The 13,652-nt window shown below is 66.2% G+C and carries 12 protein-coding genes; 10 read left to right on the top strand and 2 right to left on the bottom strand.

What is annotated here, in order from left to right:
* Window positions 1–5: 5 nt before the first annotated feature.
* The 6 genes from AB4099_RS19990 (at window position 6) to AB4099_RS19965 (ending at window position 6,750) form a co-directional block, all read left to right on the top strand.
* Window positions 6–1,199 (top strand): M20 aminoacylase family protein, encoded by a 1,194-nt coding sequence (locus AB4099_RS19990; RefSeq protein ID WP_441479341.1) that lies wholly within the window; start codon window positions 6–8, stop codon window positions 1,197–1,199.
* A 23-nt stretch (window positions 1,200–1,222) separates the two neighbouring features.
* On the top strand, window positions 1,223–1,765 hold the full coding sequence (locus AB4099_RS19985) for a GNAT family N-acetyltransferase (RefSeq protein ID WP_441479340.1): 543 nt from the start codon (window positions 1,223–1,225) through the stop codon (window positions 1,763–1,765).
* A gap of 60 nt (window positions 1,766–1,825) precedes the next feature.
* The gene (locus tag AB4099_RS19980; protein WP_441479339.1) at window positions 1,826–3,619 is read left to right on the top strand and encodes an amino acid ABC transporter permease/ATP-binding protein; all 1,794 of its coding nucleotides are present in this window, start codon (window positions 1,826–1,828) and stop codon (window positions 3,617–3,619) included.
* 88 nt (window positions 3,620–3,707) lie between these two features.
* Window positions 3,708–4,646, top strand: a complete 939-nt coding sequence (locus AB4099_RS19975; RefSeq protein ID WP_441479338.1) for an ABC transporter substrate-binding protein — start codon at window positions 3,708–3,710, stop codon at window positions 4,644–4,646.
* Window positions 4,647–4,726: 80 nt separating this feature from the next.
* On the top strand, window positions 4,727–5,659 hold the full coding sequence (locus tag AB4099_RS19970) for an ABC transporter substrate-binding protein (RefSeq protein WP_113515864.1): 933 nt from the start codon (window positions 4,727–4,729) through the stop codon (window positions 5,657–5,659).
* A gap of 32 nt (window positions 5,660–5,691) precedes the next feature.
* Complete coding sequence (locus AB4099_RS19965) at window positions 5,692–6,750, top strand: LLM class flavin-dependent oxidoreductase (RefSeq protein WP_441479337.1); 1,059 nt, start codon at window positions 5,692–5,694, stop codon at window positions 6,748–6,750.
* A 140-nt stretch (window positions 6,751–6,890) separates the two neighbouring features.
* Here the strand turns inward: AB4099_RS19965 and AB4099_RS19960 are convergent, their stop codons facing one another.
* Window positions 6,891–7,505: an NrsF family protein gene (locus AB4099_RS19960; RefSeq protein WP_441479336.1), complete on the bottom strand. Its 615-nt coding sequence runs from the start codon at window positions 7,503–7,505 to the stop codon at window positions 6,891–6,893.
* Between the two features lie 129 nt (window positions 7,506–7,634).
* The gene (locus AB4099_RS19955; protein ID WP_441479335.1) at window positions 7,635–8,201 is read right to left on the bottom strand and encodes a sigma-70 family RNA polymerase sigma factor; all 567 of its coding nucleotides are present in this window, start codon (window positions 8,199–8,201) and stop codon (window positions 7,635–7,637) included.
* Between the two features lie 49 nt (window positions 8,202–8,250).
* Here AB4099_RS19955 and AB4099_RS19950 point away from each other — a divergent pair, with 49 nt between their 5' ends.
* From AB4099_RS19950 to AB4099_RS19935, 4 genes are all read left to right on the top strand, one after another.
* The gene (locus AB4099_RS19950; RefSeq protein WP_441479334.1) at window positions 8,251–9,276 is read left to right on the top strand and encodes a CE1 family esterase; all 1,026 of its coding nucleotides are present in this window, start codon (window positions 8,251–8,253) and stop codon (window positions 9,274–9,276) included.
* 58 nt (window positions 9,277–9,334) lie between these two features.
* The gene (locus AB4099_RS19945; RefSeq protein ID WP_441479333.1) at window positions 9,335–10,984 is read left to right on the top strand and encodes a thiamine pyrophosphate-binding protein; all 1,650 of its coding nucleotides are present in this window, start codon (window positions 9,335–9,337) and stop codon (window positions 10,982–10,984) included.
* A complete protein-coding gene (locus AB4099_RS19940; RefSeq protein ID WP_441479332.1) occupies window positions 10,984–12,189 on the top strand; it encodes an OpgC family protein in 1,206 nt (401 codons plus the stop codon). Before AB4099_RS19945 ends, AB4099_RS19940 begins: the two co-directional genes overlap by 1 nt.
* A gap of 68 nt (window positions 12,190–12,257) precedes the next feature.
* On the top strand, window positions 12,258–13,643 hold the full coding sequence (locus AB4099_RS19935; RefSeq protein ID WP_441479331.1) for a tetratricopeptide repeat protein: 1,386 nt from the start codon (window positions 12,258–12,260) through the stop codon (window positions 13,641–13,643).
* Window positions 13,644–13,652 lie beyond the last annotated feature (9 nt).

Raw genomic sequence — 13,652 nt, 5'->3', positions numbered from 1 at the left:
GGGAGATGACCTTTCACACGCCCGGTCTCGGCCAGCCAGAGCGTGAAGACGCGGCGCGCGGCATCGCAGCCTTCGCCGATACCTTCATCGCATTGCGCCGCGACCTTCATCGCCACCCCGAGCTCGCCTTCGCGGAAAACCGGACCAGTGCGCTCGTCGCCGAGCATCTCGCGGGATGGGGCTACGAGGTTGCGACGGGGCTCGCCGGTACCGGCGTCGTGGCGACGCTCCGGCGCGGCAGCGGCGAGCGTAGCCTCGGCATCCGTGCCGATATGGACGCCCTGCCGATCCAGGAGGCAACGGGCCTGGCCCATGCCAGCATCCATGCCGGCGCGATGCATGCCTGCGGCCATGACGGGCATACCGCGATCCTGCTCGCGGCAGCGCGCTATCTCGCCGAAAGCGGGCGCTTCTCAGGCACGTTGACTCTGATCTTCCAACCGGCCGAGGAGATCGGCGCCGGCGCCCGCAAATTGATCGACGAGGGGCTGTTCGAGCGCTTCCCCTGCGACGCGGTCTTCGGCCTGCACAACTGGCCGGGCGTGCCCACCGGACAATTCGGCTTCATTGCCGGTCCGGCGATGGCTTCGGTCGATCAGGCGCAGATCACCGTGCTCGGCAAGGGGGGACACGGAGCCGCTCCGCATGAGACGGTCGACCCGGTCGTTGCCGCCGCCGCGGTGATCACGACGCTGCAGAGCGTGGTCTCCCGCAATATCGATCCGCTCGAGGCTGCCGTCGTCACGGTCGGCTCGATCCATGGCGGCACCGGCTCGAATGTCATCCCCGACAGCGTCGGGCTCAGGCTGACGATCCGCTCCTTCAGCAGCACGGTCCGCGAGCAGTTGCAGCAGCGCATTCCGGCGCTGGTGCGTGCCCAGGCCGAGAGCTTTGGTGCAAGGGCCGACGTCCGCTACCGGCTCGGCTTCCCCGCGCTGGTCAACCACGATGCGGAAACCGCCTTCGCACACGAGGTTGCGGTGGCGGCCTTTGGCGAAGAACGGATCGAGCGAGACTTCAGGCCCCGTACCGCCAGCGAGGATTTCGCCTTCATCTCGGAGGCGTGCCCCGGCAGCTACCTCTTCGTCGGCAACGGCTACAGCGCCCCCCTGCACAGCCCTCACTACGACTTCAACGACGCCATCCTGGCCCCAGCGGCGACCTACTGGGTCGCGCTGGCGCAGGCCTACCTCTCCTGAACCCGCCGGAAAGGCAGCCCATCATGGCCGACAGCTTCATTTACACCACCCCGCTCGACGCGCGCTCGCAGCCCTTGATCGAAGCGCTGACCTGGGAATATGCGACCCGCTATGGCAGCATTTTCGGAGAGCCGCCCGGCGCCGAAATGACCCGCTATCCAGCCGAGCTGTTCGCGCCGCCGGATGGCAATTTCGTGCTGCTCGTCCGCGATGGGCGCACCATCGGCGGCGGCGCCTTCAAGCGCTACGACAAGCATACCGCCGAGCTGAAGCGGATCTGGACCCATGCCGATTTCCGTCGGCAGGGGTTGGCCCGCAAGGTGGTCGAGGAGCTTGAAGCGCAGGCACAGCGCCAAGGCTACAGCAGGATCTACCTGACGACCGGATTCCGACAGCCCGAAGCCAAGGAATTGTACCTGCAGTCCGGCTATCGCCCGCTCTTCGATGTCACGGTCGATCCCGAGATCCATCTCAAGCTTCCTTTCGAAAAGGAACTCGGCCCGTTCACCGGGCATCTGCCACATGCGTCGGCCAGCGAACGGCCGGGTGCCGCCAGCGCGGCCTGAGCGCCTCCGAGCCGACAGACAGCGGGTCAGACCGCCCCCAGCCTCCCGACGAGACCTGCCATGACCCTGACCACTGATTTTCGCGCGCTTGATGCGCCGCCGCCGCAACCCGCGCGAAAGAGCGACTACGCGCATTATCGTATCGTGCCAGCGAAATACCCGGCGCGGACGGTCGGAACGGTGTTCTCGGTGATCGTGATCTTTGCGATCCTGAACTCGGTTCTGTCGAACCCACGCTGGGGCTGGGACGTCTTCGCCGAATGGTTCTTTGCCGAGCCCGTCCTGGCCGGCCTCGGGCGCACCCTGCTGCTGACCTTGCTCGGCGCCACCTTCGGCTTCCTGCTCGGCACGGCGCTGGCGCTGGCGCGGGTCTCCGGCTCGCCCCTGCTGGGCTCGCTCTCCTGGGGTTATGTCTGGCTCTTCCGCTCGATCCCGCTGATCGTGCTGCTGCTGGTGCTGAACAATCTGGGCTATCTCTACGAGACGATCACGCTCGGTGTACCGTTCACCGAGATTTCCTTCTTCAGCTACCAGACCACGCAGTTGCTCACGCCATTCGCGGCAGCCGTACTCGGGCTGGCGCTCAACCAGGCGGCCTTCTGCTCCGAGATCATTCGCGGCGGTATCCTCTCCGTCGATCAGGGTCAGTTGGAAGCCGCAGCCGCACTTGGCCTGCCGCGCTCACGCCAGGCCACGCGGATCATCCTGCCGCAGGCGATGCGCACCATCCTGCCGACTGGCTTCAACGAGATCATCGGTTTGGCCAAGGGCACCTCGATGGTCTACATCCTGGCTCTGCCGGAGCTGTTCTACACGATCCAGATCATCTATCGCCGCAATCTGGAGGTGATCCCTCTGCTGATGGTCGCGACCGTCTGGTATCTGGTCATCCTTAGCGTCCTGTCCTTCATCCAGCATCATATCGAGCGCTATTATTCGAAGGGCGCGCTACGCAATCCACCGCCATCCCTGATCGGCAATGCCCTTGCAAAGCTGCGTCGCTCGAGAGCAGTGCAGGCAGCGAGCACGACATCGGTTCCACTCCTTGTGCGGGACGCGGGCACGCCGGTGAGCTGGGCCTCATTGGCCCGCAGCGGTGGCGAGGTTCGCATCCAGGCCGTCAGCAAGAGTTTTGGCCCGCTCAAGGTGCTGGACGATGTCAGCCTCACCATCCCGCGCGGCAGCGTCACCGTCATCCTTGGCCAGTCGGGCTCAGGCAAATCGACCCTGCTGCGCGCCATCAATCATCTCGAACGCGTCGATGACGGTTTCGTCTCGATCGATGGCGAGCTGATCGGCTACCGCCAGGACGGCGACACGCTCTATGAGCTCAAGGAGACGGATATTCTCAAGCGCCGCGTCGATGTCGGCATGGTGTTCCAGAACTTCAACCTGTTCCCGCATCTGACCGCGCTCGAGAACGTCATCGAGGCGCCGATCACAGTGCGAAACATCGGCCGCGATGAGGCTGTCGCCCAGGCACGCGAACTGCTTGCCCGCGTCGGCCTCTCCGAGAAGGCCGAAGCCTATCCGCGCCAGCTTTCCGGCGGCCAGCAGCAGCGTGTTGCGATTGCCCGCGCCCTCGCACTTCGGCCGAAGGTCCTGCTCTTCGACGAGCCGACCTCGGCGCTCGATCCCGAGCTGGTCGGCGAGGTGCTCGACGTCATCAAGGAACTCGCGAGCTCCGGCACGACGCTGATCGTGGTCACCCATGAGATCGGTTTCGCCCGAGAGGTCGCCGACCGGGTGGTCTTCATGGAGCAGGGCCGCATTCTCGAAACCGGCTCGCCCGAGAAGGTCTTTGGGGCTCCCGACCACCCGCGTACCCGCGAGTTCCTCGCCAAGGTTCTCTAGCGCCTGGCCAGAACCGGCGAGCGCAGCGGGACCTGCGCTTCCCCGGATGATCCGAGCCTGTCCCGATCCCTCGCATGGAGTTTTCAGCATGGCCGCAAGGACCAGATCCCTTTCGCTCGGCTTCGGCGCGCTCGCCGCAGCGGCCGCCTTCCTCACCGTCCCTGCCATGGCCCAGCAGGTCTTCGATCTCAGCCCGGAACAACCCGGCCGCCCCCGTGCGGAGAGGAACGAGGAGGCGCTCAGGCTGGTCGGCAAGGACGCCAAATTCGCCAGGGATGGCGTCTTCACCGTCGCCATCGCCTCGCAGCGCCTCCCCTTCGGCGCCTATGGCACCGATACGCGTACGCTGGTCGGCTCCGAGCCCGACATCGCCCAGCTCGTCGCCGACAGTCTTGGCCGGAAGCTCGAGATCGTCAGTGTCGCCTGGGCCGACTGGCCGCTTGGCGTCGCCTCCGGCAAATACGACGCCGCAATCAGCAATGTGACCGTCACCGAGCAGCGCAAGGAGAAGTTCGACTTCTCCACCTATCGCAAGGATCTGCTCGGCTTCTACGTCAAAGCCAGCAACCCGATCACCATCACGGAGCCCAAGGACGTGGCCGGGCTCAAGGTCATCGTCGGCTCCGGCACCAACCAGGAGCAAATTCTGCTGCGTTGGAACGAGCAGAACCTCAAACAAGGCCTGAAACCGGTCGAAGTGCAGTATTACGACGACGACGTCGTGCTCTATCTCGCACTCGAGACAGGCCGGGCCGACGTCTATCTCGGCCCCAACGCCCTGCTCAGCTTCAAGGCCGCCCGCGAAGGCAAGACCAGACTCGCGGGCAATTTCAGCGGCGGCTGGCCGCTGCTGGCCGAGATCGCGGTGACGACCCGCAAGGGCAACGGGCTGGCGGAAGCGATCACCCATGCCCTCAATACCCAGATCGCGAACGGCAATTACGGCAAGGCGCTGACCCGCTGGAATCTCGGCCCAGAGGCCGTCGAGAAATCCACCACCAACCCGCCCGGCCTGCCCAAGAGCTGAGGCCCTTGCGCCGCCGCGCGACAGCGGCGGCGCTGGTGTCCTTTAGCGAAGCGGCCAAATCTGGAACTGGAAAGACGATCATGATTGGGCGACGAGCCATTCTCTCGCTGCTGCTTGGGGCAGCCACCGCCTACTGGAATTCTGCCCCCGCCCTCGCGCAGCCCTTCGATCTCGGCCCGGAGCAGCCTGGCAGGCTTCGCGCCGAACGGAATCCCGAGGCAATCAAGGCCATCCCCAAGGGCTTTGCCTTTGTCGAGCCGGGCTCGCTCACCGTCGCGATAAGCCCGAGCGGCCCGCCGCTCGCCACCTATGCGACCGACGCCAGGACCGTGGTCGGCGCCGACCCGGACTTCGCCCAGCTCATCGCCGACAGCCTGGGCCTCAAGCTCAATCTTCTGCCGATCGCCTGGGCCGACTGGCCGCTCGGACTGGCCTCGGGCAAATACGACGCGGTGATCTCGAATGTCGGCGTCACCGAGCAGCGGAAAGAGAAGTTCGACTTCTCGACCTACCGGCAAGGTCTGCACGGCTTCTATGTGAAGGCCGAGAGCCCGGTGACGTCCATTAGGGCCCCCAAGGACGCGGCAGGTCTGCGCATCATCGTCGGCGCCGGCACCAACCAGGAGCGCATCCTGCTTGCATGGAGCAAGCTGAATGTCGCAGCCGGGCTGAAGCCACTCGATCTGCAGTATTACGACGACGAGCCGACCAAACTGATCGCGCTGCTCGCCGGCCGGGCCGACGTCATCGTCCAGCCGCATGCCCAACTGGTCTTCATCGCCGCACGCGACCGCAACATCCGGCGAGCCGGCACCCTCAGCGCCGGTTGGCCCCTCAAGTCGGATGTCGCGATTACGACGCGCAAGGGCAGCGGTCTGGTCGACGCATTGACCGTGGCAACCAACGGCCTGATCGCCACCGACAGGTACCGCCAGGCGCTCGCGCGCTGGGGACTTGAGGAAGAGGCCCTGGAGCGCTCCGAGACCAATCCGCCAGGCTTGCCCAAGTCCTGAAGCCGCCGCCCCCAACGCCTTGTGAGTCCATCATGCCCGCCACTCCGCTCACGATCAGCCGGATCGGCTTCCTGACGCCCGGCAATTACCGCGACGACGCTCCACTGGTTGGCTTGGAGGACACCCTCCAGCTCTTCGAATTCGGCGAACGGCTCGGCTTCGACAGCGCCTGGGTGCGCCAACGCCATCTCGAACCGGGCGTCTCCTCGGCCAGTGTCTTTCTGGCCGCGGCAAGCCAGCGGACGCGACGCATCGAGATCGGCTCCGCCGTGATCCAGATCGGCTACGAAAACCCCTTCCGCCTGGCAGAGGATCTGTCGCTCGTCGACGTGCTCTCGCGCGGACGCCTCAATGTCGGCCTCAGTGCGGGGCCTCCGTCGCACGCCGAGTTGCTGGGTCAGCGCTTCCTCGACGGAGACCGGACAGATTCCGATTACTCGCATCAGCGCGTCGCCCGCCTCGCAGCCAATCTCGACGGCGGCTATCTCGGCGACGACGAGACCTTCATCACGTCGGCGGCGGGGCGGTTGCGGCCGCGCATCCAACCGCACGCACCGGGACTGCGCGAGCGGCTCTGGTATGGAGGAGGATCGCTGCGTTCGGCGCGTTGGGCCGGGGAGAACGGCTTCCACCTTCTCGTCGGCAACATCAATATCGGCGAGGAGACCGACAATTTCTTCGAGGCCCAGTTGCGCCAGCTCGCTCTCTATCGCAGCAGCTGGCAGGCCCGGCATCAGCCACGCATTGCAGTCGGCCGTGTCATCGTCCCGCTCGACGGGGCCGATGCGAAGACCCGCAGTCGCTATCACGGTTACGCCGCCAGCCGGCATGAGCGCACCCTGAAGCCGCAGGGCGAACGCCGAACCCAGTTCGCTCCGGATCTCATCGGCACATCAGAGGAGATTCTGATCGCATTGCTGCAGGACCCAGTGCTGCGCGAGGTCGACGAGTTGCGTCTTGAGTTGCCCTATAATTTCGAAGCGGAGGATTATGAGCAGATCATCGACGATTTCATTCATCTGATCGCGCCGAACCTTGGCTGGCCCGGAGCGCGGGCGAACAAGCCGGACCTCGCCAGGCTGCCAGCCTGATACGGGCGCTGATTGCAATTGGTGACGTCGATGGGCAGACGAAACCCCGCGGGACGGCCAGATGAGGCGGAGCGCCAATCGCCGCGGGGAGAACGTGTACTGCGTGATGGCAGTGTTTCTCCCCCTTGTCTCGCACTCCGCTACCAGCGCACGCATCGCGGAAAAGCGAGGGCTCCGACGATAGCCATCAGGCCCATCGCCAGCGGATACCAGCTTGCGATGAAGGGGATCGTATCCTCAGGGCAATGCACGCTGTAGGCGATGGTCGCCAACGCCGCGGATGCAACTCCGGCGGCAGCGCCAGTGAGGCGCAAATCGACCGGCGCGCCTCGCCGGGCAATCGCGATCATGGCAGCGAACGGGATCAGTCCGTAGAGCACAACGGAGATCAGGCAGGCCTGCCAGCTCCTGCCAAAGGTCAAGCTGGCCCATTCTCCGCCAGGCGCCCGAGCCAGAACGACGAGAGCCCACAGCATCACGGCGGCGATCGGGAGCAGGATCAAGGACAGATGTCCTCGCGGATTGAGGCCGGGCCGCAGGCTGCGCTGGAAAACCGCCACGGCGATCCCGGCCACACTCGCTCCCAGCAGGACCTTGCCCAGCACCGGCGCGCTCGCCCAGGCCGCCGCCAGGTCACGGCGCGCGCCGAGCGTCAGGAGCACGGCAAGCGTCGCCCCGATCATGGCGAGGAACGCAGCGAGCCAGGTGATACGGCGCAGCCACCCGGTATCAACCGGCTGGCTGCTCGTGGCCATGAGGGAAATCAGCTCGTCTGTATGCATGTCGGATCGGTCATCGTGCTGTGATGGACGGGATTTCGCAGCAAGCAGGCGAAAGGTTACAGCGTTGGGTGCGCTCACGCTGCCGCATCCCGCGCAACCCGGTCACAGTGCCCTGCGCTTGGTCAGGAGTCGGGCCATGGCCCGCAGGCCGCGATGGATCGCGACCTTCGCTGCCGTCTCGGTCATGCCGGCAGCGCTTGCGGCCTCGGCGACCGAACAGCCCTGGACCTTGACCCGGTCGATCAGCGTTCGTGTCCGCTCAGGCAGGGATTGCAGGGCTCGCGTCAAGTCCAGCCGGGCATCGGAGGCAGGCGTGTCGGGCGCCGCCAATTGATAGGCCTCGTCATCGATCGGCAGGTTGGACGCGTGCCGCCCGGAGCGGCGCAAATGATCGACGAGTTTATAGCGCGCGATCGCATGGGCCCAGGCGGTCACGGGGCTCGCCGGATCATAGCTGTGCCGGGAGAGATGCAGGGCGAGCAAGGTCTCCTGCAAGACATCCTCCGTCTCGCTCGGCTCGGTGCGCCCCGCCCGCGCCAGCTGATGGCGCAGATAGCCGCGCAGACGCAGGCTGATCGCCTCGAGGAACACCCGATAGGCCGACGCATCACCGGCAAGCGCGGAGAGAAAGACGGGACGCAGCTGCGTTTCAAGATCGGCGAGAGACACGGAAGCGGCGATTCTCCGGGGCTGTACAGGCGGGTGCCCAATCCGTCGCATGACGATGCAGGGCTCACAAGCCCGTGACTGGCAGATGCTGACCTCGCCCCGCCCCGATACGCTCGCATACGCGCAGAGCGCGGCCTTCCGGGCCTTTCGCGGGAAAGCGACGAACATGGCGACAGCAGCGCGCTTCGGCCGGGCGATCACAGCGCTCGCAATTTCGCTGACCACGACGCTGACACCCGCCGCCATCGCACAGGAACACGCCAGGACGGAAGACCGCCTGATGCCTTGTCCGGCCGAGGGAGGCTGCCCGGTCGAGGGCGGGTTCTATCGCATCCTGCTGCCCGCGCAGGCCGCGATCGGGCATCCGCGCGGCGCGATCATGTACTTTCACGGCTGGCAAGGCTCGGCCGAGGAGATCATGGCCGACCAGGGTCTCGTCGCAGTTGCGCAACACCTCGGCGTTGCCCTGATCGCCCCTGACGGGATGGGGCGGACCTGGTCCTATCCCGGCTCCCCCGGACACCATCGCGACGAATTCGCCTTCATCGGCCATGTTCTCGACGACGTCGCGCAACGCTTCCCCGTCGATCCCGGCAGGATTCTGGCCAGCGGTTTCTCGCAAGGCGCGTCCATGGTCTGGAATCTGGCCTGCCGGATGCCCTCGCGCTTTGCGGCCTTTGCGCCGATCGCCGGTGCGTTCTGGGAGCCCCTTCCGCAGGATTGCGTCGGCCCCCGGCCCAATCTGATCCATGTCCATGGCACAAGCGACACAACCGTGCCGATGGCGGGGCGCCCACTCCGGTCCGGGTACAGGCAGGGCGATCTTTTCAGGAGCCTTGCCGTCCTGGCTCCGGGCTGCATCTCGTCCTGGGCGGATGAGGTCCGGAGGGCGCCACGGCCGGAGGCCTTGACCTGTCGGCTGGCAACAGACTGTCCCGGGCCCGCGCGGCTGGAACTTTGCCTCCATGGCGGCGGTCATATGGCCGCCCCGGCATGGGTCGAGCGGGCCTGGCAACTTGCGATGCCTCCCAAGATGCCGACAGCCGCGGCGGGCGCCAGGCTCACTTTTCCGTGAGGCCGTAACCAGCAGCCCGCCTCGCGCGATCTCTCCTGCCGATACCGAGGGAGACACCATGCGCCAGGATACAAGCCTAACCGAGACGATGCCGAAAACGGCGGAAGCGGCATGTGTGCGCGGCGCCGATCTCGTGGCGCAACAGCTTGCCGCCGCAGGCGCGACACACGCCTTTGGCATTCCCGGCGGCGAGGTTCTGGCGCTGGTCGATGCACTGGAACGTGCCGGCATCCGCTTCCTGCTCGCCAAGCACGAGAATGCGGCGGGTTTCATGGCCGAAGGGCTGTGGCATGCGACAGGCGCCTTGCCGGTTCTGGTCGCGACACTCGGGCCCGGCGTCGCCAATGCGGTCAATGTCGTTGCCAATGCCCGGCAGGATCGCGTCCCTCTGATCTTCATCACCGGCTGCGTCGATCATGCCCTGGCTGAAAGCTACACGCATCAGATCTTCGACCATCAGGCCGTGCTGCGACCGCTGGTGAAGGCGAGCTTTCGCGCCGCGCAGGGCACCGAGGATCTGGTGGTGCAGAAGGCTCTCGCCATCGCCAGGAGCGGCCGCCCCGGCCCCGTCCATATCGATCTGCCAATAACGGTCGCCGAGGCGAAGACGGCGCAGCGCACAGTCCAGATCGTAAAGCCTCCCGGCAGCCGCGCCCCCACCGATCTCGGTCTCGCACGCGAGATGATCGCGACCGCGAAGAGGCCGCTGGTCATTGCCGGGCTCGACCTTGTCAACGAAGGCTCCGCCGCCGCACTCGACCTGTTCCTCGCCCGGATCGGCGCCCCGCTGCTCACTACCTACAAGGCCAAGGGCTTGGTGCCGGAATGCGATCCGCGCGTGATCGGCGGAGTCGGATTATCGCCGAGGGCCGATGCGCTGGTGCGGCCGCTGCTGGACGAGGCCGACCTCATCGTGCTCGCCGGCTACGACCCGATCGAAATGCGCCAGGGCTGGCGCAATCCCTGGCCGCCGGGCAAACGCGTGATCGACATCGTCGCCGAGGATGTCCACCACGGCATGCATAGCGCGACACTGCTTCTCGAAGGTCATGTCGCCACGATCCTGAAGCAACTCGGCCAGGAAGCGATGCTGGAGGGTACCTGGCCGGACGGGCGCCCGGCCGTCATTCGCGCGGCGCTGAGGGAGGCCTTCGCTCCACCATCGAACTGGGGTCCCCACGCCGTCTTCGACATCCTGCGCGAGGTCGCGCCGTCGAAAACCATCGTCACCGCCGATTCCGGAGCGCATCGGATTCTGCTCAGCCAGATGTGGTGCTGCGACGGGCCGCGCCGCCTGCTGCAGTCGACCGGGCTCTGCACGATGGGCTGCGCGCTGCCTCTGGCGACTGGCGCGGCGCTCGGCACGGGGCAGCCCACTCTTTGCTTCGTCGGCGATGCCGGCCTCGAAATGGTTCTGGGCGAGCTCGCAACCCTGCGCGATCTGGCGCTTCCGGTCGTCCTCGTCGTCCTTGTCGATGAGAGTCTCGGCCTGATTGCACTGAAGCAGCGCCAGCTTGGCCTGGCCCGCGCCGCAGTCGACTTTGGCGGCACCGATTTCGCGGCGATTGCCAACGCGGTGGGCGGCCACGGCAGCACGATCTCAAACCCGGACAGCCTCAGGCGCGAGGCGCGCGCCGCATTCCAGCGCAGTGGTTTCACGGTGCTCGCCTGCAGGATCGATGCAGTCAGCTACGAAGGAGCCTTCTGATGAGCACGCTTCAACAGAGGGCAGGCAAGCGCCCGCGCGATGAACGGCTCGACTTCTTCCGCGGCCTGACAATGCTGATCATCTTCGTCGCGCATTGGCCGCAGAACAGCTGGAACGCCTTCATCCCTGCTCGCTTCGGCTTCTCGTCAGGCGCCGAACTCTTCGTCTTTTGTTCCGGCGTCGCCAGCGCACTCGCCTTCGGCAGCATCTTTGTTCGCCGCGGCCTGTGGCTTGGAACCGCGCGCATCATGCTGCGCATCTGGCAGGTCTATTGGGCGCAGCTCGGACTCGTTCTGGCGCTGATCGCGCTCGCCGCGCTGCTCGATCACAGTTTCGGCCTTGGCGTGCTCGCGTCCCAGTTCGCGCCGCTCCTGAGCTCCCCGGACAGCGCACTGCTCGGCCTCGCGACGCTGACCTGGCAGCCGGATTATCTCGATATCCTGCCGATGTATCTGGTGATCCTGGCCCTGGTTCCAGTCGTCATGGCGCTGCACCGGATCAATGCTGCCTTGCCCTTCCTGATGGTGGCGCTGCTCTATGGGCTCGCCTGGGCGATCGACCTCAACCTTCCCGGAAATCCCTGGAACGGCGCCGGCTGGTTCCTGAACCCCTTCGCCTGGCAGCTCATCTTCTTCATCGGGTTCTTCATCGGCATGAAATGGGTGCCGGTACCGCGGCTTGGCGAGCACAGACTGATGCTCGCCGCCGGCGCCTTCCTGCTCCTTTCCGTCCCGTTCTCCTTCTGGGGCTTCCTGGAGCACTGGCCGGCGGCGCAGGCGCTACGCGACCTGATCCTCCCCACCAGCGAGAAGAGCAATCTGCACATCCTGCGCGTGCTGCATTTCCTGGCACTGGCCTATCTCGTACTCAGCCTGCTCGACCCCTGGCGCCGGAATCTGGATCAGGGCGTTGGCCACTTGCTCATCCTGATCGGACGGCAATCGCTCGCCGCCTTCCTTGCCAGCGTCGTGCTGGCAAGGCTCGCTGCCACCGCAGCCGATATGCTGGGCCGGACCGAGTTGAGCATGGCACTGCTCAATCTCGTCGGCTTTGCAGCGATCCTCGGCGTCGCGGTTCTCGTCGGCTGGTTCAAGAGCACACCCTGGGCCGGTCCTGCCGCGCCAGCGAAGGCCGAACCGCAACGGCCAGACGAGACGGAAGCGCCCAAGCACCGCCTGCCAACACGGGTCCGTGAAGCGAGTTGATCGCCGCTTGATCGCTCGCCAGCGAACTCCCCGGAGATGCCTTTCAAGGGCTCGAACGGAGTGGCCTCATGTATCACGATCTCTCAGGCGAGCGCGTCACTGTCGCGAATGACGCTGCATGCCTCGCCTGGAACGACACGCTCGAAGCTGTGCTGGCCCATGCTGCCGCGACGCCCGAGCATCTCGCCCGCGCGCTGGAAGCGGATCCGGATTTCGTCCAGGCTCATGCAGCCAAGGGCCTGATGCTGCTTTCGCTTGCCAGGTCCGAATTGCTCGGAGCGGCGCGCGACTGCCTCGCCAAGGCCCATGCCGCCATGACGCGGTGTCCCGTTACGCGGCGCGAGCGCATGCTGGTCGAGGCGCTGGCCCTCTGGCTGACCGATGCACCGCGCCTGGCCGCCGAACGCCTGGAAGCGATTCTGGAGGCGCACCCCCTCGATGTTCTGGCCCTGAAGCTCTCGCACGGCCTGCGCTTCATGCTCGGGGATCAAGCCGAGATGCTGGCCTGCCTGCGGCGGGTCGCTCCGAGTTTCACTGAGAACCACCCGCTCGCCGGCTATATCCATGGCTGCTACGCCTTCGCACTCGAAGAACAGGGTTTCTATGCCGAGGCCGAACGGGCGGGCCGCCGCGCCGTGACCCTGGCGCCGCGCGATGCCTGGGGCCGCCACGCCGTCGCCCATGTGCTGGAAATGACCGGCCGCGCCGACGAGGGGATCATCTGGCTCGCGAATGCCCGGAACTGGTCCCATGCCAATAACCTGCGCTTCCACATCGTCTGGCACCTCGCCCTGTTCCGGCTCGAGCGCGGTGAGATCGCGGAGGTGCTGCGCCTCTATGACAACGATATCCGGGGCGAGCCCACCGACGATTATCGCGACATCGCCAATGGCGCCTCGCTGCTTGCCCGGCTCGAATATGCCGGCGTCGATGTCGGGACGCGCTGGGAGGAACTGGCCGCACTCGCCGAGGGGCGGATCGACGATGGCCGCCTGGTCTTTGCCGACCTGCACTACGCTCTCTCATTGCTCGGCGCCGGGCATGCAAGCGGCGCGGAGGCGATTGCCCGCACGCTCGTTGGGGATAGCCGGGCGCATCGAAGCAGCGAGCGCCGGCAGGCAGCCCATCAAGGTGCGCTCGCGGCTTTTGGCCTGCTCGCCTTCCACGAAGGCGACTACACCGAGGCGGCGAGGCTGCTGGGCGCCGCGCGCACCGGGCTGGTCGTAATCGGCGGCAGCCACGCTCAACGCGACCTCTTCGAGCAAGCCTTTATCGAAAGCCTGATCCGCTCGGGCAATCATGAGCGCGCAGCCCCGTTTCTCGCGGAACGCATCACGAAGCGCGGCGGCTCCAACCTCTTCGCGGCGCGCCGGCTGGCGTTGCTGCGCAACCGACCGGCCGCCCGCACCGCCGCGCTGGCCGTCGCGGCGACGCCGCTCGCGCTCGCCCACTGAACGCCACCA

It is taken from the genome of Allobosea sp. 2KB_26 (assembly GCF_052115715.1).
Classification (GTDB): domain Bacteria; phylum Pseudomonadota; class Alphaproteobacteria; order Rhizobiales; family Beijerinckiaceae; genus Allobosea.
This window is presented reverse-complemented; position numbering and strand designations above follow the sequence as displayed.